The organism is Coleofasciculus sp. H7-2 (genome assembly GCF_042747725.1).
In the GTDB taxonomy this organism is placed as follows: Bacteria; Cyanobacteriota; Cyanobacteriia; order Cyanobacteriales; family FACHB-T130; genus FACHB-T130.
Map to the genome: position 1 here is coordinate 1 of NZ_JBHZGO010000042.1, position 21,628 is coordinate 21,628.

General features: G+C 43.4%; 19 protein-coding genes and 1 pseudogene. 7 read left to right on the plus strand and 13 right to left on the minus strand.

What is annotated here, in order from left to right; translation table 11 throughout:
• The 3 genes from ACFW2W_RS10800 to ACFW2W_RS10810 form a co-directional block, all read left to right on the plus strand.
• The coding region (locus ACFW2W_RS10800; protein ID WP_378176732.1) for a photosystem II protein D2 at positions 1 to 242 on the plus strand (242 nt) is incomplete at its 5' end.
• 116 nt (positions 243 to 358) lie between these two features.
• Positions 359 to 1,747, plus strand: a complete 1,389-nt coding sequence (gene psbC / locus ACFW2W_RS10805) for a photosystem II reaction center protein CP43 (protein ID WP_378177238.1) — start codon at positions 359 to 361, stop codon at positions 1,745 to 1,747.
• An 80-nt stretch (positions 1,748 to 1,827) separates the two neighbouring features.
• The gene (locus ACFW2W_RS10810; protein WP_378177241.1) at positions 1,828 to 2,082 is read left to right on the plus strand and encodes a hypothetical protein; all 255 of its coding nucleotides are present in this window, start codon (positions 1,828 to 1,830) and stop codon (positions 2,080 to 2,082) included.
• Between the two features lie 124 nt (positions 2,083 to 2,206).
• On the opposite strand, the gene ftsH2 is transcribed toward ACFW2W_RS10810, so the two are convergent.
• Both ftsH2 and petH read right to left on the minus strand, forming a co-directional pair.
• Positions 2,207 to 4,093 carry an ATP-dependent zinc metalloprotease FtsH2 gene (gene ftsH2 / locus ACFW2W_RS10815; protein ID WP_378177244.1) on the minus strand — a complete coding sequence of 629 codons (1,887 nt, stop codon included), beginning with the start codon at positions 4,091 to 4,093 and terminating at the stop codon, positions 2,207 to 2,209.
• Between the two features lie 544 nt (positions 4,094 to 4,637).
• Positions 4,638 to 5,918 carry a ferredoxin--NADP reductase gene (petH, locus tag ACFW2W_RS10820; protein ID WP_378177247.1) on the minus strand — a complete coding sequence of 427 codons (1,281 nt, stop codon included), beginning with the start codon at positions 5,916 to 5,918 and terminating at the stop codon, positions 4,638 to 4,640.
• A gap of 550 nt (positions 5,919 to 6,468) precedes the next feature.
• Between petH and ACFW2W_RS10825 the strand changes: the two genes are divergently transcribed.
• Complete coding sequence (locus tag ACFW2W_RS10825; protein WP_378177250.1) at positions 6,469 to 7,476, plus strand: phosphoribulokinase; 1,008 nt, start codon at positions 6,469 to 6,471, stop codon at positions 7,474 to 7,476.
• Between the two features lie 184 nt (positions 7,477 to 7,660).
• Positions 7,661 to 7,987: a hypothetical protein gene (locus ACFW2W_RS10830; RefSeq protein ID WP_378177253.1), complete on the plus strand. Its 327-nt coding sequence runs from the start codon at positions 7,661 to 7,663 to the stop codon at positions 7,985 to 7,987.
• 27 nt (positions 7,988 to 8,014) lie between these two features.
• Here ACFW2W_RS10830 and ACFW2W_RS10835 read toward each other — a convergent pair whose 3' ends face one another.
• The 3 genes from ACFW2W_RS10835 to ACFW2W_RS10845 form a co-directional block, all read right to left on the minus strand.
• Entirely contained in the window at positions 8,015 to 8,305 is a 291-nt protein-coding gene (locus tag ACFW2W_RS10835; RefSeq protein WP_378177256.1) for a hypothetical protein, read from the minus strand.
• A gap of 462 nt (positions 8,306 to 8,767) precedes the next feature.
• A complete protein-coding gene (locus tag ACFW2W_RS10840) occupies positions 8,768 to 10,192 on the minus strand; it encodes a radical SAM protein (protein ID WP_378177259.1) in 1,425 nt (474 codons plus the stop codon).
• 128 nt (positions 10,193 to 10,320) lie between these two features.
• Positions 10,321 to 11,079 (minus strand): prolipoprotein diacylglyceryl transferase, encoded by a 759-nt coding sequence (locus ACFW2W_RS10845; RefSeq protein ID WP_378177262.1) that lies wholly within the window; start codon positions 11,077 to 11,079, stop codon positions 10,321 to 10,323.
• Between the two features lie 381 nt (positions 11,080 to 11,460).
• Here ACFW2W_RS10845 and ACFW2W_RS10850 point away from each other — a divergent pair, with 381 nt between their 5' ends.
• On the plus strand, positions 11,461 to 13,335 hold the full coding sequence (locus ACFW2W_RS10850; RefSeq protein ID WP_378177264.1) for a PAS domain S-box protein: 1,875 nt from the start codon (positions 11,461 to 11,463) through the stop codon (positions 13,333 to 13,335).
• 83 nt (positions 13,336 to 13,418) lie between these two features.
• Here the strand turns inward: ACFW2W_RS10850 and ACFW2W_RS10855 are convergent, their stop codons facing one another.
• The 7 genes from ACFW2W_RS10855 to ACFW2W_RS10885 form a co-directional block, all read right to left on the minus strand.
• Complete coding sequence (locus ACFW2W_RS10855; protein WP_378177267.1) at positions 13,419 to 13,907, minus strand: zinc-dependent metalloprotease family protein; 489 nt, start codon at positions 13,905 to 13,907, stop codon at positions 13,419 to 13,421.
• 703 nt (positions 13,908 to 14,610) lie between these two features.
• Positions 14,611 to 14,913 carry a hypothetical protein gene (locus ACFW2W_RS10860; RefSeq protein WP_378177270.1) on the minus strand — a complete coding sequence of 101 codons (303 nt, stop codon included), beginning with the start codon at positions 14,911 to 14,913 and terminating at the stop codon, positions 14,611 to 14,613.
• Positions 14,914 to 15,144: 231 nt separating this feature from the next.
• Positions 15,145 to 16,395 (minus strand): TauD/TfdA family dioxygenase, encoded by a 1,251-nt coding sequence (locus ACFW2W_RS10865; protein WP_378177273.1) that lies wholly within the window; start codon positions 16,393 to 16,395, stop codon positions 15,145 to 15,147.
• A gap of 10 nt (positions 16,396 to 16,405) precedes the next feature.
• Positions 16,406 to 17,500 (minus strand): hypothetical protein, encoded by a 1,095-nt coding sequence (locus tag ACFW2W_RS10870; RefSeq protein ID WP_378177276.1) that lies wholly within the window; start codon positions 17,498 to 17,500, stop codon positions 16,406 to 16,408.
• Positions 17,501 to 17,513: 13 nt separating this feature from the next.
• Positions 17,514 to 18,164, minus strand: a complete 651-nt coding sequence (locus ACFW2W_RS10875; protein ID WP_378177279.1) for a methyltransferase domain-containing protein — start codon at positions 18,162 to 18,164, stop codon at positions 17,514 to 17,516.
• A 16-nt stretch (positions 18,165 to 18,180) separates the two neighbouring features.
• On the minus strand, positions 18,181 to 19,254 hold the full coding sequence (locus ACFW2W_RS10880; protein ID WP_378177282.1) for a thymidylate synthase: 1,074 nt from the start codon (positions 19,252 to 19,254) through the stop codon (positions 18,181 to 18,183).
• A gap of 34 nt (positions 19,255 to 19,288) precedes the next feature.
• Positions 19,289 to 19,948, minus strand: coding sequence for a class I SAM-dependent methyltransferase (locus ACFW2W_RS10885; RefSeq protein WP_378177285.1), 660 nt, complete (start codon positions 19,946 to 19,948; stop codon positions 19,289 to 19,291).
• Positions 19,949 to 20,126: 178 nt separating this feature from the next.
• Here ACFW2W_RS10885 and ACFW2W_RS10890 point away from each other — a divergent pair, with 178 nt between their 5' ends.
• Complete coding sequence (locus ACFW2W_RS10890; RefSeq protein WP_378177288.1) at positions 20,127 to 20,540, plus strand: phage integrase N-terminal SAM-like domain-containing protein; 414 nt, start codon at positions 20,127 to 20,129, stop codon at positions 20,538 to 20,540.
• 38 nt (positions 20,541 to 20,578) lie between these two features.
• On the opposite strand, the pseudogene ACFW2W_RS10895 reads toward ACFW2W_RS10890, so the two are convergent.
• Positions 20,579 to 21,496: pseudogene (locus ACFW2W_RS10895) on the minus strand (cation:proton antiporter); the annotation flags it as partial.
• Between the last annotated feature and the right edge of the window lie 132 nt (positions 21,497 to 21,628).

Sequence of the window (21,628 nt, forward strand, 5' to 3'; positions counted from 1 at the left end):
TTGTCCCCGTCACCGGATTGTGGATGAGTTCGATTGGGATTGTTGGTTTAGCCTTGAATCTGCGGGCTTACGACTTTGTTTCCCAGGAACTGCGGGCGGCAGAAGATCCTGAGTTTGAAACGTTCTATACCAAGAATATTCTGCTCAATGAGGGCATCCGGGCTTGGATGGCTCCTCAGGATCAGCCCCACGAGAACTTTATCTTCCCTGAAGAGGTTCTGCCTCGCGGTAACGCACTATAGAATTTTGGATTTTGGATTTTAGATTTTGGATAATTATTAATCTAAAATTTAAAATCTAAAATCTAAAATCTAAAGTCGATACCTTGTTTGGTTAATGACAATAGAGGTTTTACCCCGTGCAAACGTCATTTAATAGTGGTTTCGTATCAGGTGCCGGACGCGACCAAGAGTCCTCCGGATTCGCCTGGTGGGCGGGTAACGCCCGTCTGATCAACCTGTCTGGTAAGCTGCTGGGCGCTCACGTTGCCCACGCTGGTCTGATTGTCTTCTGGGCTGGAGCGATGACTTTGTTTGAAGTCGCTCATTTTGTGCCCGAAAAGCCAATGTACGAACAGGGATTAATCCTGCTGCCTCACCTAGCCTCTCAAGGCTGGGGTGTGGGTCCAGGTGGTGAAGTGATCGACACTTTCCCCTTCTTTGTGGTTGGTGTTTTGCACCTGATTTCCTCTGCCGTTCTGGGTTTAGGTGGAATTTACCACGCGATTCGCGGTCCGGAAACTCTGGAAGGTTACTCCGCCTTCTTTGGCTACGACTGGAAAGATAAGAACAAAATGACCACCATTATCGGGATTCACCTGATCCTATTGGGAATAGGTGCGTTCTTGCTGGTGATTAAGGCAATGTTCTTTGGTGGCTTATATGACACTTGGGCACCCGGTGGTGGTGATGTTCGCGTCATTACCAGTCCCACGCTCAACCCAGCAGCGATCTTCGGCTACCTGCTGAAGTCTCCCTTCGGTGGCGAGGGCTGGATTGTTAGTGTTGATAACCTGGAAGATGTAGTCGGCGGTCACATCTGGGTTGGCCTGATTTGCATTGCTGGTGGCATTTTCCACATTCTCACCAAGCCTTTTGCTTGGGCACGTCGTGCCTTAATCTGGTCTGGAGAAGCTTATCTCTCCTACAGCATCGGCGCTGTGTCCTTGATGGCTTTCATTGCCTCTTGCTTCGTCTGGTTTAACAACACTGTCTATCCCAGCGAATTCTACGGCCCTACTGGCCCTGAAGCTTCTCAAGCTCAAGCGATGACCTTCCTGATCCGCGACCAACGCTTAGGTGCTAACGTCGGTTCTGCACAAGGTCCAACGGGCTTAGGTAAATATCTGATGCGCTCTCCTAGCGGCGAAATCATCTTCGGTGGTGAAACAATGCGCTTCTGGGATTTCCGTGGCCCCTGGTTGGAGCCGCTGCGCGGTCCCAACGGTCTTGACCTGAACAAGATCAAGAATGACATTCAACCCTGGCAAGCGCGTCGCGCTGCTGAGTATATGACCCATGCTCCTCTGGGTTCTCTAAACTCTGTGGGTGGCGTTGCAACGGAGATCAACTCGTTTAACTACGTGTCTCCCCGTTCTTGGTTGTCCTGTTTCCACTTTGTCATGGGCTTCTTCTTCCTAGTTGGTCACTTGTGGCACGCCGGTCGTGCCCGCGCTGCTGCTGCTGGTTTCGAGAAAGGTATTGACCGCGAAACCGAGCCAGTGATGTCAATGACCCCACTTGACTAAAGTTTTGAGTTTTGAATTAGAGACTTATAACTGATAAATGAAAAGGCTCCTGTTGGAAAACAGGAGCCTTTTTGTTGTTGGTGAAATCACGGTGGACGTTGCCTCAAATCAGGGCTACGCTATCGGCATCAATGCCACCGCCGTGCAATATTGGAGACCTTGATATTGTTCGCGCCTTGGTAGAAGCGGGTGCAGATGTGAATGCGGAAGGTTTCTGTAATCCTCTTGAATATGCTGAGTTGGGCATTATAGAAGGGCATCACAAAGGTGGACAACACGCTGAGGTGATTGAATTACTCAAACAAGCGGGTGCTACTAAGTCGCAAAATTTTTAATGGAAAGATATAGCGATCGCATTCACCATCCCTGGCAGCACAAACAAAAAAACGGGGATGAGTCACCTCATCCCCATATCCTGAAGAGTTATGAATTAATTCAAAACTCAAAACTCAAAACTATTTACAAAGTCGGCACAAATTGCTCTTTTTCAGGTACATCCGTGTACTCAGCAACAATTTGGCGGAACTCTTCACCGTCAATGGTTTCCTTCTCAATCAACAAGTCTACGAGTCGATCGATGACTTCGCGGTTTTCGCGCATGATCTTGCAGGCATCTTTGTAGCATTTAGCTACAATTGACCGCACTTGGACATCAATCTGGGAAGCAATTTCCTCAGAATACTCGCTACGGCTCGTCCAATCGCGTCCCAAGAACACTTCACCACTCTGGCTTTCTAGCGACAGCGGACCGAGGGTAGACATTCCAAACCGCGTGACCATCTGCCGTGCCAACCCTGTCACCTGTTGCAAGTCTCCGCCAGCACCCGTAGTAATCTCGGAATCGCCAAAGATGACTTCCTCAGCCGCACGTCCGCCTAAAGCGCCCGTAATGCGTGCCAATAGCTGGGATCTGGAGATTAAGCCTTGATCTTCATTGGGAGTGAACCAGGTTAAGCCACGCGCTTGACCCCGTGGCACGAGGGTGACTTTTTGTACCGGGTCGTGGTCGGTCACTAGGGTACCGACGATCGCGTGCCCCACTTCGTGGTAGGCAATCAGCCGCTTGCTCTTGCTATCCACCAGCGGCGTGCCTTCCATACCAGCTACCACCCGGTCAACGGCGTCGTTGATTTCCATCATCGTGATGGCGTCTTTGCGACGACGGGCGGTCAAGATGGCGGCTTCGTTGAGCAGGTTCGCTAAGTCCGCACCCGTAAAGCCTGGAGTCCGACGAGCGATCGCTTCTAAGGAAACTTCGGGAGCGATTTTCTTATTCCGTCCGTGAACTTCCAGAACTGCCAGACGCCCTTTGAGATCCGGTGCATCCACCATCACCTGTCGGTCAAAGCGTCCCGGACGCAACAGCGCCGAATCCAGAACATCGGGACGGTTAGTAGCGGCAATGATAATAATCCCAGTATTGCCTTCAAACCCGTCCATTTCTGTCAGCAATTGGTTGAGGGTTTGTTCCCGTTCGTCGTTCCCGCCGCCAATCCCTGCACCGCGTTGCCGTCCGACGGCGTCAATTTCATCGATGAAGATTAAGCAAGGGGCGTTTTCTTTGGCTTTTTTGAATAAGTCGCGGACACGGGATGCACCGACGCCGACAAACATTTCCACAAATTCCGAGCCGGAGATGCTGAAGAAAGGAACTCCGGCTTCCCCAGCGATCGCTTTGGCGAGTAATGTTTTCCCAGTTCCGGGAGGACCGACTAACAGCACGCCTTTGGGAATTTTTGCACCCACGGCGGTGAATTTCTCTGGGAGTTTGAGGAAGGTGACGACTTCTTCGAGTTCTTCTTTGGCTTCTTCGATGCCTGCTACGTCGTCAAATTTGACGCCGGTTTTGGCTTCCATCTGAAATCTGGCTTTTGATTTTCCGAAGTTCATGGCTTGCCCCGGACCCCCAGGAATGTTGCTAGAGCGACGGAACAGGAAGAACAGCCCAGCAATCAACAAAATCGGAAAAATTAAATTACCCAGAAATCCCCAGATAGCTCCATCGTTGCGAGCGGGATGGGTATCAAAGCTGATATTCGCGTTTCTAAGCTTAGCAATCAATTCTGGGGCAGTTGTTGGCAAATCTACCCGCAGCCGTTGGATGCGGTTATCCAGATCCGGATCGACGGCTTCGACAATCGCTGTCCGACCCCCATCATAGAGGTCAACACTGGTAACTCTTTGGGCATCTAGGTATTCCAAAAAGCGCCCATAGGTCATGCGGGTACTAGCAGTGTTTTTACCCATGTCGCTGGGAGCAGCAGCAAATGCCCCTTGCCACAGGAAAAACCCAATGACTAAGGCGGGTAATGTCCAAAGTACTAATATTCTCCAGGAAAATTTCATAAATCGGTTGTCTCTAGATACGGCTAATACAAGCAGATTCAGCGCAGATAAAGCGTTATGACAAACAAGGGATGAGAGCTGATTGAAGGAACTGAAACATTCCTTTTGTTACCTATTCATCAAAGCTTTAGGCAGGAAATCCCAGCGAAGAGCTGGATTTGCTGCCACCAGGACATTTAGGCTTATCCCTATATGGCGAACATTGGCACCTTAAACGTGAACTTAATTAAATTTAACTTAATTCTCATCATTGGATCAACTGACTGCCTCACTTATATCTTTTTATGCTTTTTGTCAATTAAAAAATAATCATTGCCAGATATTCACCTGTACTAACCTACGCCTGAATATCTGGCAATGAATCAAGAAAATATCCTTCCTCCAAAGGATTGACGCCTGCTTCCCAGCTTCAATTCTGGTAAGACAGACGCGCCAGTTGACTCGAAGCGATCGCCATCAAGCGGAGAAACCCAGTTTCTTAAAGAAACCGGGTTTTTTTAGAGTCAAGTATAGACGGCTAGTTGGACTCCCAGCCAGTACCAACCTAGTAGGTTTCTACGTGCCAGCGACCAGCCTTCTTGATAGTTCTTTGGTACTCGCTCCAATTCACCCCATCCTTGCCAGCAGCGACAGAGAGTGCTTCATCAATCCCCCCTTCCATACCCTTCAAGCCGCAGATATAGGTGTGGGTATTGTCTTGCTGAATCATTTTCCAGAGTTCGTCGGCGTGTTCAGCCACTCGATCCTGAATGTACATTCTGCCGCCTTCGGGGTTTTTCTGTTCCCGGCTGATGGCATAGGTGAGGCGGAAGTTGTCAGAGTACTGCTGTTGCAGTTCTTCCAGTTCTTCCTTGTACAGGATGTTGGGGGTGGTTGGAATTCCGAAAATGAGCCAAGCAAAGCCGTTGAATTCGTAGTCGGTGTTAACTGCTCTTTCATTTCCCTTGAACATCCGCCACAGGTAAGCGCGGAATGGCGCAATACCCGTTCCGGTTGCCAACATGATGACGTTGACATTCGGATCTTCTGGTAACAACATTTCTTTACCAGTTGGCCCGGTAATGTTCACATCGTCCCCAGACTGGAGATTGCACAGATGGGTGGAGCAAACACCATAGACCATTTCGCCCGTTTCTGGATGCTTGTACTCCAGCTGCCGGACACACAGCGATACAGTCTTGTCATCAACCTTGTCGCCATGACGAGTCGATGCAATCGAGTACAGTCTAAGTTTGTGGGGTTTGCCCTTGTTGTCATTTCCCGGCGGGATGATGCCAATACTTTGACCTTCTAAATAGCGGAGATCCCCTTGGGAGATGTCAAAGAGCAGGTGACGAACGGTGCCGATCCCACCCTCACCAACTAACTCTTCATTACTCAGACACTTACCAATAAAGGGATTATTCGGGCGGTAGATATTAACGGGAATATCTTTTTCCGTTTTTTCCTTCGCTTGAGTCATAGGCTTACTCTCTTTTGGTGCTTGAGTGTCCTGTGCGACGGTTTGTGAAGTGGCAGGAGCATTCGCTTTTTCACTGGACGCAAGGCTTGCTACAGCAGGGGAGCTGCCCTTAGAGCCATTCGCTCCGTTTTCAGCACCCAGAGGGTGGATGCTGACAATTTTGCCGCCCAAACGAGCAAGCCGTTGCATTTCTTGATTCATGCGATTGTAGGGCACTGTGATAAACACGCTGCCACTACGACGAATGGGGTAGCTTACATTGTCAGTTGCTTCGTTCTGACGCAGACCCACCACTTCATAAACAAAGACGCGGCTACCAGATTCTGTATTGGCAGTACCGTTGGCTGCTGTGGAATTGTACATTGCTCTTAAATATCTCCGAACCCACCTTCTGTTAACATTCTGCTACAAAGCGGTCTTTCCACCACATATAGCTCTGCTGACTGAGGGCGGGTAAAAGAGGGCAATGACCGAACCTGGATAGTTAACGTCGCTAATGTTAGGGATATTCTTCCTCGCCGAATGGCTACCCTAGAAACCCTACGTTAGCTTTTTTTAGGGTAGCCAGCAATTGACTTAAATAATGTCTCCATTGAGTCAATTTAATTTTTCCTTTCTAAAAATGCACGGGCTACCGTAGCATAAATACTGAGCGAGATGATTCCACTGGGGTTAGCTTGTAGCGTCTATCCCGTTCTGGTAAGATACTGTGTAACATCTAGTATTAAATACTTACTGGACGAAGCTTGAGTCTTCCCCAACGGGCCTTACTCTAGGTTGCTGTAAGCTCCTATTGGTTATGCTTTCGTGCTGTGTCGCCACCGCAAGAGTAACCAACGGAGTGCCCTCCGGGCTGAGGATTTAGATTGCTTAAAACTCAATGAGAAAATTTTTTTTGCGTTAGAGGGAAGCTATGACCAGTCAGCTGGATCGCGTGGTTCTAATTGGTGTTGCCGGAGACTCCGGATGCGGTAAATCTACATTTTTGCGCCGATTAACAGATTTGTTTGGGGAAGATTTCGTCACGGTGATTTGCCTGGACGATTACCACAGCCTAGATCGGAAACAGCGCAAAGAAACTGGAATTACGGCGCTGAACCCCAAGGCGAATAACTTCGATCTGATGTCCGAGCAGATCAAAGCGCTTAAGAGCGGTAAGTCCATTGAAAAGCCAATTTACAACCACGAAACCGGCGAGATCGATCCACCAGAGCGAGTCGATCCTAACCACATTATTGTGATTGAGGGGCTTCATCCTTTGTATGATGAGCGGGTGCGATCGCTCCTCGACTTCAGCGTTTATCTCGATATCAGCGATGACGTTAAGATTGCCTGGAAGATTCAGCGGGATATGGCTGAACGCGGGCACCGTTACGAAGACGTACTCGCTGCCATCAATGCTCGCCGCCCAGATTTTACTGCCTACATCGAGCCGCAGAAGGAACACGCCGACGTTGTGATCCAGGTGTTGCCGACTCAATTAGTCAAGGAAGACAAGATAGGTAAAATCCTGCGGGTGCGCTTGCTTCAGCGCGATAATGTGGAAGGCTTTGAGCCAGCGTATCTATTTGATGAAGGGTCTACGATTGATTGGAGACCCTGCGGTCGCAAGCTCACCTGCGGCTATCCTGGCATCAAGATGTACTATGGGCCAGATGCTTACTATGGTCACGAAGTGTCCGTTCTGGAAGTAGATGGTCAGTTCGACAAGCTAGAGGAAGTCATCTACATCGAAAGCCACCTCAGCAAGACTGCGACTAAGTACCACGGGGAACTGACCGAACTCTTGCTCAAGCACCGGGAATATCCAGGCTCCAATAACGGAACTGGGTTGTTCCAAGTGCTGGTCGGTCTGAAGATGCGGGCAGCCTACGAGCGGTTAACGGCGGGAAAGAGCCAGCCCTTGGCAGCGAAAGTCTAAACTGACCCCCAATAGTAGGGACGCACGCTCGTGAGTCCCTACTATTGGGTTCAAAGCCTTCTAGGCAAGAGGCTATCTAACTTAATTGCGTACGCGGGAGACTGACAAAAGGCTCTCGCATTTTATTTTAGGGATCTAGGTTTAAATTAGAGATATAAATTTTGGGATTGGGTTGGGTGGAAATATGAGAGTGTGGGTTGCCAGTTTTTTGCTGCTGTTTGGCTTTGCAGAAATTTATCAGTGGCTGAAACAGTTCACGCTGCCGTTGCCGGTGTATATTCTGGGAGGTGCATTTTTAGCGATCGCATCCAACTACGACAAACGAGCTGGGTTGCCTTGGGAGCGAACTGAGGAAGACGAAACAGCGGCAATTAAACAGCAGACGCCGCCAGCCATGCGTTCTGTTTCTAGCCAGTCTCCGTCGAACCTGACGCCTCAACCGCCTCGCCCCATTTCTTTCAAAATTGAAAAGAAGACGAAAAAAGCCGCCAATAACAGCCACTCATTATAGTGCCACTGGGTTGGTGAATTGTAACAGTTACCTACTTGCCGAAGTGATTAAGAGCCAGCAACCACCGTTGAGTAAAGCAGTGAGAACTGCACCAATAATCACTCCTTTCATCAATCCCCATCTTTGTTGCCGTATTAGCCAAAAAATAATTGGAATTACATATAGAAATTGAGATAATCCAATATAAAAAATTGATATTGCCAAAATTTGAACAACCGTATAAATAGCAAATAAATTGGCTATTATAGATGATAAAAATCCCAAGACAGCAAAAACTAAAATATGTATTCCTAATAATAGGAATATACCGCTAATCATTTCGGATATTTCATTTCTTGACCGCATAATCTTGTTGCTATAAAAATAAAATTGTTGCTGCTAGATTGTTGGGTTCTAAAATCTAGCGTTTTACCGAGGGCTAAAGTACAGCAAATAGCAGCACCCATTTAATAAAGCGGTAAGAACTGCACAAATAATCACCCCTTTCACCATTGCCCGTCGCTGTCGCCGTCTTAGCCAAAAAATAAGCGGAATCACATATAAAAGTTGCCATAAGAATATAGTAATAGAAGCAAACGCCCAAACCATTAAAATAGCGTATCCTCCTCCTAGCAAAGCAGCGATAGGAAAACTTACTAGAAATACTGCTAGACCTGCGAGAAGATGCATACCCAATAACAACAGTATTCCTGAAACTATTCCAAGAAATTCATTTCTGCGTTCCATAAAACTCCAGTTGAATCTAATTAATATTTGTTGTTACTAATTGTTTTAGGTAAATTAAACCAATGCGGGACGATTATTAACCAAGTGATATCCAGCACTTCCCTCGCGGTAAAACATATTAAACGTATCAAATGGAATAATCCTACCATCGGGATGCACAATGTGAATGCAGGAACGCTTCACAGAACGGACATCGAAGTTAAAGGGGTCAAGAAACTGTACAATCATCACCCGAAATATATTTTCGTAGGTAATTCCTTCAGGAACAGGTAGTAGCGGCAAACAACAAAGCAACTGTTTTAAAGATGTTGCAGAAGATGTGGGTGAATGGCTAGTGAAAAATAAATCAAAAATTTTACGCTTTAGCTCATCATTCTGTTCATAGAGAACAGAATTGGGCATTATTTGTACAAAAGTAGTAGGGTCAAAAAGACCCGTCAACGGTATGACTTTTCCCTTTATTTTCAGCGCATAAGCCATTGCTAAACAATCGGGATGACAAGGAACTGGGAGAATATCTTCTGGTTTGAAATAGGGACTCTGCTGTAAAATAGAACGACGGACTTCTGTGAGAGTGTAGCGATCGCGTTCATGCTCGAATCCCTCCAGACGCCCTGCTGCCTGAATCGGCTGAAAAGTGACACCCCGCACGCATCGCTGTTGCAAAGCGTATGCGATAATTTTGCCGATTTCGCCGTCGTTTAGCCCTTTTTTCAGAGTAACAACCAGCGTAGTAGAGATGTTAAACTCGTTGAGGTTGGCGATCGCTTGTTCCCGAACCTCTCGCAAATCTGCCCCACGTAACTCCTCTAACGCTGCCGCCTCAAAGCTATCAAATTGGAGATAGACTTCAATTCCGGGCATATATTGACTTAAGCGATCGCAAAAATTTCGGTCTTTGGCAATTCTGACACCATTCGTATTAATCATTAGATGCCGAATGGGCTTACTTTTAGCAATATCCAAAATTTTAAAAAACTCTGGATGAATTGTTGGTTCACCGCCACTAAGTTGCACGATCTGGGGTTCCCCTTCATTCGCCACCACCGCATCAATCATGCTTTCAATTTGTTCTAAACTGCGATGACGACGATATTGACTAGAATGTTGAGAAACTTCTTCTGTGCCTGAATCTGCGTAGCAAATTGGGCAGGAAAGATTGCAGCGATCTGTTACTTCTACTAAAGTTAAACAGCTGTGCTGTTCGTGATCCGGGCAAAGTCCGCAGTCATAGGGGCAGCCATACTTTATGGGAGTATTGAATTTAAGCGGCATATCCCCTGGTTTAATAAATTCCTGGGATAGTTTGTAATAATCGATATCATCAGCAATTAAGACTTCTTGATGTCCGTGGGTAGCACAGTGCTTTACCAGGTAAACACAATCATCTTTAAAAATGATTTTTGCTTCAACTTTGACGAGACACTTAGAGCAAACGCTATTAGTTAAAGCATAGAAAAGATATTGTCGTGTTGGCATGATATATTTAATCCCTCAAATCTTGTTACTTTTTAACGCAAAGTAACGCGAACCACAATTCCTTTGCATACCTTTGCGTGAACCTCTGCGTACCTTTGCGTTAAAAAACAGGTCTTTAATACCCACCCTCAAACCCTCCGTCTAGCAAATTGAGAAAAGCTAAACATTTGAGGAATACTGCGGTAGTAATACAAAATCCCTAGTAGGCAAGCAATTTGAATAGCACTTAGTCCTAAGATGGGGTGAAAATCTGGCTTAATGAAATCAATAACAAAGCGAAAACTTAAATAAGAAACCATGTAAAACTTAAATAATTCGCCTTCTTGCCGATAGTAGCGGCTGCGAATTTGTAAAAATATCATTAAACTAAGTAAAAAGATAATTTCATATAATTGAGTGGGATGCCGGGGAATGCCATCGCCAAAATCAACTCCCCAAGGTAAATTAGTGGCGATGCCGTAAGTGCGATCGCTTAATCCCGTCAAAAAACAGCCAATTCGTCCCACCGCCGTTCCCACAATCAAGGGATAAACAAAAACATCGCCGGTTGATCGATTGACACCAATCATTTTTTTGGTAATTTCCACACCAATCAATCCACCGAGTAACGCCCCTACTACCGTTTTTCCTTGAAAGAGAACCAAAAAGAATAGTTGCCAATTATTCCCAATTAAATCAATGTGCTGTAGCAAAACCAGCGCTTTCGCACCGACTAGCGCCCCTACCAAGCCACCGACAATTATAGAACTGCGCTGCGTGGGTGCGATCGCGTCTTTGCGAACATTTTTGATTAATAAACGGAAAGCGATCGCATACGCCAACGACTCAAACAAAATATGAGGGTGAATCCGCACCGAACCCAGCCACAAATAAACCGGGAAACTCATTATTTATATCTCCGCAAGCGGATAGTACCTCCCCATGCCTGCAAATATACCCTGCCTGGAGCTAGCCAGAGGTTGCCTGCCGATAGCATACCCACCCAGCCTTGTGGAAGCGATATCTCCTGTAACTCCTCAAAGGGGTTTGCTATTCTCTGCTAAATGATTAAGAATTTCTCGCCACCGATATATAGCAGCTATTTTACAAGCAAAATCTAAATCTTCCCCATAAAAAATGTTAATAACTGTCAAGTAATAAATAAAAAACTATATGATGTGTAAATATGCATCGCCAGATTTAAGAATAAATCAGGACTAGAGTCTCCGTCAACATCAGGGAAAGCATAAAGGAGATGATTTGAGCGAACTAGGTAGGTGAAGTGAAAAATGGCAATCCAAGTGGCAGAATCCCCAATTACCGAGAGCAGCGGAGTGGAAGCCGAGAACAATCGTTTCTTCACGCTCTCGCTGGATATGTTTTTCATCGCTGGTTTCGACGGCTATTTCAAGCGACTGAACCCGATGTGCGAAAAAACGCTCTTATTCACATCTGAGGAATTTCTAGCCAAGCCGTGGATTGCATTTATTCATCCCAAAGACCGTGAATCTACCCTCACTCAATTGCAGGAACTGTCCAGCACCGGGGAGACGGTTACTTTTGAAAACCGCTTCCGCTGCAAAGACGGCACCTACAAATGGCTGTTGTGGAATGCCGCCCTGTGCCCAGAAGAGCAATTGATTTACGCCGCTGCCCGTGACATTACCGAGCGCAAACAGGCAGAAGAGGAACTGCGGCAAAGCGAAGAGCGTTTCCGCTTGTTAATCAAGAATGTCAAAGACTATGCAATTTATATGCTCGATACCAGCGGGCAAGTTGTTAGTTGGAACAAAGGGGCAGAAAGGCTGAATGGGTATCAGGCAGAGGAAATTATCGGTCAGCATTTCTCCTGCTTTTTTCCTCACAGACAGAGCAAGAGCGGCAAGCCAGAGCAAATCCTAAAAAAGGCAGCATTAGAAGGTCGGTGTGAATGGGAAACTTTACGCTTGCGCCAGGACGGGTCGCAGTTTTGGGCAAATATTGTCGTGACAGCTTTACGAGGCGAAGATGGACGGCTGCGCGGTTTTGCCACAGTGACGCGGGATATCACCGAACGCAAGCGATCGCAAGCAGCACTGCAACAAGCAAATGACGACTTAGAAAGACGAGTCGAAGAACGCACCGCTGAGCTAATAGCCGCCAATGAGCTTCTAAAGACGGAAGTTGCCGAACGCGAACAGGCGGAGGAAGCCTTGCGACAATCAGAAGCGCAATTGCGAGAAAAAGCAGCAAAGCTAAAACAAGCCTTAAGCGAATTAAAACAAACCCAAACCCAGCTGATTCAGAGCGCAAAAATGTCCAGCCTGGGACAGTTGGTTGCCGGTATTGCTCACGAAATCAACAATCCCGTTAGTTTCATCTACGGCAATCTCGACTACGCCATTCACTATATCCAAAGATTGATTGACTTGTTGCAATTTTATGGCAAACACTATCCCGAACCCGCTGATGAAATTCAGGATCTGATTGAAGAAATCGACCTCGATTTCGTGATCGCAGATATGCCGAAACTGCTGTCCTCAATGAAGTTAGGGGCTGACCGCATTCGGCAAATTGTTGCCTCTCTGCGGAACTTCTCGCGCCATGACCAAGCAGAAAAGAAGTCGGTCAATATTCACGAAGGCATTGACAACACTCTGAGATTGCTGCAAGACCGCTTAAAAGCTACCGCTACCCATCCAGCGATCGAGGTCGTTAAAGAATATGGCGACCTACCATTGGTGGAGTGCTATGCCGGTCAGTTCAACCAGGTATTAATGAATATCCTCAATAATGCGATTGATGCCCTGGAGGAGGCAGAGGGACCCAGAAGCCAAGGGGCACAGGAGATGCTATCTCCCTGGCTCTCTGGCTCCCAGGTTCCCCGGTCTTGGATTCGGATTTGTACCGAGGTCAAAGACTCCGATCGCATCGCCATCCGGATTACTGACAATGGCCCTGGGATGAACGAGGAAGTCCGCCGTAAGTTATTTGACCCCTTCTTTACCACGAAACCGATAGGCTCAGGTACGGGACTCGGCTTGTCCATTAGCTACCAGATTGTAGTCGAAAAGCACCGTGGTCAATTGACTTGTGATTCCGAACCGGGAAAGGGGGCAGAGTTTTTAATTGAAATTCCGACTCGCCAGTCTCGTTCCGAACCCGTTCTGTCTCGGTGCGCCTAAGAAACAATTAAAAATTAGAAATGATAAAACTTGCACTTAATCCCGCAGAATTTCAACTGTGACAGCTATTACTCTGCTATATGCTAATAACTTCTTTTGGCGGCTTGCCTAGAGATGGCATTATTCATCGAGTTGATTTGCGAAGCGTGAAATGATGGAGGCATTAAACTATGGATTGTATGATCGAGTCCATCATACATAACATCCGTTTGTAGTCCAGAGTGATCGAGTCCTAATGTATGCCCGATTTCATGGGCGATTGTATTGGCAATTAAATTAGACAATTGATTAACATTAAGACTGGCATTGTAAGAGGCATTAAATATCTGGTCAATGCGGACAATAGCACGATCTGTAACCATTCCTAATTGAAAAGTAGCCACTCCCAGATAGTCAACTGGCTGGTTGTCAGCGAATACATAAACGTGAGTAAACTCCTCTCCCCACTCTTGGGTATCGGGCAGATCCGATGTCAAAAATACTTTGACGCTTCTAAATGCACCATATAGTTTAGAAAAGGCATCGATGAGAATAGTAGCGATCGCTTCTCTATTTTCCTCAGTAACATCCATCCCAGAAATATCTACCCAAATGCAACGACGAGCGCTATTCTTTTCTACAATAGTTCGTCCACAAGAAGGGCAAAACTCCCAATGAGATTGGATGCGCGAACGACATCCCTGACAGCGGGGTTTGGGGGGTCTAGTCAGGTTTATGCGTTCCCAAATAGGGACTTTAAGCTTACGAGTAGGTCTGGTAAAATCCAGGCGATCGTACAAACACATTGATTTATAACAAGGAATTCCTATAGCAATAGAATTCAATCAGCTACAGTTAGTCGCTGATTAATTCAGACTATGTGGAAAATAGTTGAACAGCAATTAGCAATTTTTTGCATCGCGAGTGGTGAAGGTTGGGCGTGGTTTACCGTAGAGTAAGTAACACTTAATGAAGCCGCTAATTTTTATTGTGTTAATCCGGTTGGCTACGGGAATTTACGCGCGACTTTGCCTATTTCCGTTGAGTCATTACTAAAAGTTTTTATGACTATCCGGCTTTTCCTCTCAACGTATTACAGGCTGGAACGCAGACCATGCCATGCAATCTATCGTAGTCATTGTTAACAAGCATTGTAAAGAGTAAAAATACTTAGGGTGAAAAAACCGCCATGTTTATGCCAAATAATTTCCTGCTACTAGAACTGTAGAGGTTCTCATTTGCAAACAGCCATAATGAATTTCTAGTAGCAAACAAACTGCAAATAAAGCCTGGACTCTAATATTTTATTGGGCATTGCTGAATGATGCAATGAATCATAGAGGAATCGGGACATCCCAGAATTTGAGGTAGTGCAGTAACAGCAGCAGCGGACAGCGCAGCAGCAACTTCAGCTTTTTTTCTCTTTAAGGAAGCCTCAAATCCAGCCCCTTTAAGCGATAGCTCCCCCAAGCTTGAGAAGAACTCACGTAAATCCCGACCAAACCGGATCAGGATGAACAAAAGGACTCCCGGACAGATGAGGACGTTGAGCAATTTTGTAATCGCATCGAATAGCTTAACAATATCGTCAACACTCACTGTTCACCTAACCAAAATATGAAGTACCAAGCATCAACAGATAACCTTACAATACGCCCTCACCAACAGACTAAGCCGCATAACGGTTTAGTTGAGCCGCCATAGACAATTTTGGGCTTTTTATAGATTACCTGAGTAAGATCGGCTCCAACGTAGTGTTAGACAGCCGATTGAGTAATGAAACATCATAAAGCAGGAATCATGCTATTAAGCTAAAGTAAAGATAGTGTTCTAGAATATTAAACTTTTGTACAGGGATCTTATCTTTTTAATTAAGTCTAGAGAAATTTCATTTTCAATTGGAAATGGATATGCCCCCCATCTTTTATCAATGAAATCTGCTTCGCAGAAATTTCTTTTCTCTTTATATCTAGGAACGGCATGTATGTGTAACTGATGATACTCATTACCCAATTGAAAGTAGTTAAATCTATCGGGCTGAAACAATCGATAAGTAATAGACTCATACTGAGAAATAATATTTCTCAGCTCCATCAACTCCTCATCTAATAAAGTTGCTACAGAGCCGATGTTTTCGCGCTTTAGTTTAAAAATGCAGGCTCCTAAATAATCACCATGACAATATCTTAACATCCAAGACCAGTATCGGTAATCTTTTAAGATGGCTTCTTTTTCCAAGAGATTATAATGTTTAGTTTTAACAATTTCAAAAATATCTTTACCTACTTGCGTACAAGGTAAAAAACCTAGACTGTATTGTTCTTTGTAATTTGAATTTCCATTAAACCAGAGACGATTTAATTTTCTGTCTCCAGTAAAAGCTGTTCTTCCATGAAGAATTCTTGAATTATCTAATATTAGTATTTGATCTGGTTCTAGTGTGAAGATCACCCAGTTTTTAGGATTTATCAAAAATTCATTTGTCAGATCAAAAGCCCTTTGTGCCTGATGCTTAACAAATATATTGACACTTTGATCGCGTCTGAAAGACATATGTATCTTTTTGTTTCTGCATTGAAATACAGGTCTGGTTAGCTGTTTATTATCACGTCTTATACTAAAAGCATCGTCATCAAACAACGTAAGTAATCCTTCATAACTCTCTTGAGCCAAGTAGTCATAAACTTTCTGACTGCTAACTAATGTAGAAAAACCACCTTTCTCAGCAGGTGTTTCGCAATGTAGTGCAACAAATCTAGGTGGTTCTAATTCAAAAGCACCGTCAGAATGAGGTGTTATTTCTAAGTTAGTAGTGTTTATATATTCAGGTTGATTGGGATTTGGTGTAACATGAACTATACCATTAGTTTCTGAATGAGGGTGATAAGCTATTGAGCCGAATAGATTCTGCAAATAAAGTAGATCATCCAAATTTTTATAAGAACTAAGTTCTAAAATTACGCAGCCAAAGTGATTCAACTTATCAAATACTCCCAAGATATCTATTTGGGATAAAGTTGAAAAGCTGCTTATTCTAATTAACAAGTCTACTGGATTAAAATATTCTTTGTTGTTTTTCATGTTTGTCCACTCACGAACACTTGACTGAATTTATGCTATTGAGCATTTGACGATTAATTAACTCGTCATTTAAGATTTTTTTCTTAAAAGAATCAGAAAAATATCGATGTCGAGCTAGTATCTTATATAAGTTTGCAGACCCCAATTGAACTATACCTTGAGACTCCTCATATACTAATCGTTTAACTAAATTCATTTTTAAATTTTCCGTATTTTTAAAAGCATAGTTTAAATCTCCAGCAACAGGAGAACAAACAATAAATCTATCAATAAAAAATCCATTTACATATCTTCCTACCTCATCAATTTCAAAAAGAGGTAATGAGGTATATAAACCTCTAGTGGTTTCTTCATAACAACAATTCCAACTATATTCAGTGCCATCAAAAGTATAGCGACTATCATATTGAAACCCATCTCTTCTCGGCTTAATCCGAAATTCCTTGACAACTGTTTGATATGGAGTTAAAAAGTTTGCCTGACATACTTTTGTCAATAAATTTGGCTTGGCAAAATGAAAGCTTAACTGTTTACCCCTATAAAAGGTTTTCATACCAAAATTATCAGCATCAGATGAATAAAAACATTCTAAAGTAGTCCTCAATTCTTCTTTAAAATCAGAAAAAAAAGGTAGATTAGTAATACCAAAATTAGGATTTTCTATTAATAATTGGAAATCCAAATCTGATATATTTTTAATATTGAAATTCAATGAATATGCGTAGCTACCAAATAAAATAATGACATCAGCATAAGGCTTAATCATTTCTATTACTTCAGATGCTATATCCTTGAGAAGAGCGGTGTTAGCAATTGTTTCTACTAAAGATGACTCCCTTCTTTCATTTTTTCCAAAAGCATTACCGTCAGTTGTCTCAGATGATATTTCAGCATAAGTTTTACCCCAAAACTTTCTACTTGAAGTAGCTTTAGTTACTAGATTTTTGGTTCTTGGGTCTTCTGCTATCAACAGATTAGAAATTTTGTTTCTTAACTCTAATCTTCTCTGCTGTTGTATCATCGTAGCCAAACCTTTTCTATCTAAGCGAGATAGAGCATAGTATTCTTGATAGTCTGTTTCAAAATTATTCTTGCTTTCATCCATTTTTGTTCTACACCTAAAAAATTTTTTTACTCGCAAAAGCTCCATAATGATGAGTATGCCACTCTTCCTTTCCAATATGAGGTTCTTCTTCAATAACCCCTAAATCCAAATCAAGGATTATTTTCCATTGTTGACCAAAGAAATTACGAAGTTTATTTGGAGGTATATAATGTTCAAGTACAAAATGTTTTTCCTTGATGGGCATCATATAATCAGCGAAAAACAATCCATCACGACAAACAAAGTTTTTGATTTTGTTTATAATCTGTTTAATTGGATACTTGAAGTTTTTGCTGTAGTGCCAAGAACAACTAGTAAGAACAACATCATATTGATTAGTGTATTCAAAATCCATGAGGTCACATTGAATAACGGTACAAGCAGATTCAGCATATCCTTCTAATATTAAGTTCTTCACTAAACCATCAATCTTAATAATATCCGTTTTGAATTTCATCTCTCCGCCATATAAAGATACGGGATCATTATCAATAGCAGTAACTTGATGCCCTTGCTCAAGAAACGGAAATACATACTTCCCGTCTGAACATCCTACGATTAGGACATTTAAATTTCTGTCGAAACATTCACCTTTGATGATTTCTCCAAATTTGCTAAATGATGTAAAAGTTTCTTTCCACAGACTCTTTTGGTATACTTGCATAACTGTCTCTCCCTTTCTATATTTTATTTAAAGCTTCTGATAGTCTAGCTAGACGTTTCTGGGAAAAGTCTTTTAATTCACAACTTACTAAAAAATTTGTGGGAAGCTCCAAGCTAGAAATGAAATCCTTCATTTCAGTTAAAGTATGAGTACAGAAAAAACCTTGAATTGATAGTGCAACTAATAGATCTGCCCAATAGCTATGATTTTGTGCAGTAATTTCTTGGATTAAGCTGTACATCTTATCTGCGCCAGTGAATGCGACCTTTTTTCTAATTTGATTTTCTTGTTGAATCAAGGAAAGACGAAGTTTTTTTGTTTCGATAGGCATAGGAGCCATATTTTTTGAAGTGATTTTTTCATTAAGCAGTGTAGGCGCTTCTTTAATAGCTTCTTCACCACGTATATGCATTGACGTACTGATATGATGGTAGTAGCCAAGTTCAAAGTCAGTGCAAACTGCCATAAATTCAGCAAACATAGTAAACTCAAACAAGTCATAAGGAAGAATTTGATAAACTTCATTAGCTCTCATATAAACTGTTGTATGCAGTTTGCCTTTCCTTGCCGAAAAAACAATGCTCATAATGCATGGTATATCTTTCGTTTTCCGACCACAGTCTTCTGGCTGATAAAGAGTAATGGCAGCACGCTTTGTATTTTCCCATTCTCGAAGTAATTCTGCACAAGCGTCAAACTGATTTATCCCAACTACTGGATAGAAGATACGATACCCATGTGCTCCAGGCATGATGATTCCATCGTCTGTGTATTTCTGAGCACCCTTAGTATAAAAGGCAATATCTTCTATACGATTGGAACCAGAAAGTAAATAAAAAAACTTAGCAACTGCTAGTCCAGGATTAAATAAATCTTCTTTAATATGGGAAGTAAACAGTCGCGCACGGGGATTTGAAAGAGTTGCTTGCACATTTAAAACTTCACGAGTCCTTGTGCCAGAATTGGGAGAAATAGAAGGGGAGATTAGATCTTCGCCCCGTTCACAGACGCTATGAATTAGATTACGGATTAAACCATTGGCTGAATCAGATTCTATAAACCAGGGAAATATTTCCGAATTTGTTTCCATATATATAGGTAATCCAAACTTTATAAGGTCACAACTAGTGGTTAGCTTTAGTTAAAACGATATGGTGATAAGGCTCTTCAAAATGTTCAAGATGTGAATAAATGTCTTTAGAAACAACATGAAAGCCACATTCACTAATCAACTGATATAGTTCTTCTTCAAGATATTTAGAATATATCCTTTCCGTTTTCTTCCCATATTTGCATTCACAAACTAAACTCTCAGAACTTTTTGGGTAACATCTCACTATGAATAAAATTTTTCCATTTTTATCTAAAAGTGAATTGCATTTTAACAAGAAAGGGAAAGCATCTGCTTTTTGAATATGGTGAAACATAGAATTTATCAGGATTCCGTCATAAACGCATTCCTCAGGATAGTGCAAAAAATTTATTTTTTTGTATGTTGCATTGTTGTGAGGAGATAGCAATTTTGCATTTTGAATTGAAATCCCTGAAGAATCTACTCCAACTACCTCATAGCCCAGATCTGCTATATGTCTAGTATAAATTCCAGTACCGCAACCTATATCTAGAATTTGGGCATTAGGCTTGATTTTTTGAAGAAGTAATGTGTCAATTTCAGTCTTGACGAAAGTAGAATTAAGAGAATTACTGCTTCTATACTCTAATGCAATTAGATCATAGGATTTTGCTGTCATTTCGTACATTTTAAGTTTCTCTACGTTATCCATAAAAGTCAGAAATTAACTATTAGGCTTGAGGCTTACGCAACTTAGTCTGTCTAACTTGTTATTAGACGGAATTTTTCCTCAGATCCATCCCAAATTAGGTGGATAGGTAGATTTTTTCTTGCGATCCTCCCAAATCAGGTGGATCTGAGGAAAGCTTCTTCATAATACGCCGATCGAGATGGATCTGAGGAAAATTTCCGCATATCTTCAGATGTGTACGGTTAGCACTACGGGTGTCATCAGACACATACTTTGTTGTGACTGCATGGTGATGGAATGTCGCCCCAAAAAGCTCTTAGATCAACTGCGTGAAGTGATCAGGCTCAAGCATTATGCCTACCGGACGGAAGAAACCTACGTGCAATGGGTGAGGCGCTTTAGCCTCTTCCAGGAAAAGCGGCATCCGCGTGAGCCAGTTGAGCGGTTGTGGGAACATCTCAAGGCAGATCTCAAGTGGTCTTCGTTTAAGACGTTGACTCAACTGCAAGCCAAAGTAGCTCAACTCTTGGCTAAGTTAACACCGGAAGTGATTGCTTCCGTCACAGGTTATCCCTTTATCCTGAGTGCTCTATCTGCCCTAAACGCCGTTTAAATTGGTATGACGTATTACCATTCTTCTCGAAGCGCCTATCAATCTTTACTTTCTGTTGTTTGTTGCAGAAATGGTGAAAGTTCCTGGTTAAGCTGTCCTGCTCGAACGAATTCAGCGTAGGTTTCTGCCTCGATCGCTTGCAGTTCCGATCGCACCTGATCCACAACAAAATTTTGCAGATCGGGATGTTCATCTAAAAGCCGATCAATTTCGGTTTGCAAACAGGTCAATTCGCCTTGCACCAAAGCAGTTTGATAACGGTAAAACTCTGGATTAATACCTGGACGGGTTTCAATCGTCTCCAAATATTGCAAAACCCGTTGAAGTGCCGTCTGACGCGCGATCGCCTCGGCATAGCGCTGACGAATGGGTTGGTTGCCTAACAGGTTCAACTTCTTTAACAACGGTTGAATGGTTAAACCTTGTACCAGGAGGGTGAACAAAACCACGCCAAACACGGTCGCAATCACTTTTTCTCGTTCTGGCAGCATGATGGGAATACTCAACGCCAGCGCGATTGACACTGACCCCCGCAAGCCGCCCCACCATAAAATCGTTTGATCGGGGATGGAAATATCGGATCGAGCAACGCGATCGCTGACAAAACTCAAGCCATAGATAGCGATCGCTCGTGTCAGAATCATGGCACCAATAGTGAGCGCGATCGTGCCTAAATTCTCACCCAAAATGGCAAATCGGATCTGGTCGCCAATCAGCAAGAACACGATCGAATTCACAAAAAACGATAGGAACTCCCAAAATTCGCTGACGATCACCCGCGTCCGGGGATTCATGCCAATGCGAGAGCCAAAGTTGCCCAGAATTAAGCCTGTAGTGACGACTCCAATCACGCCCGATCCACCCAAATCTTCCGTAATCAGGTACGTCCCATACGCCGAAACGAGCGTTAACGACTGTTCCACCAAGGGTAAATCAAACCGCTGAGTCAGGTAAGAGAATTGGCGTTGCTGAATTAGGGTATGATAAAGCGAGCGAGCGTGCGAGCGCCAAAAAAAACACTCATTAAGATGCAATATTATGCAATGCCCTGAATGTCAGTCAACTCATATTAATAAAAATGGTCAGAA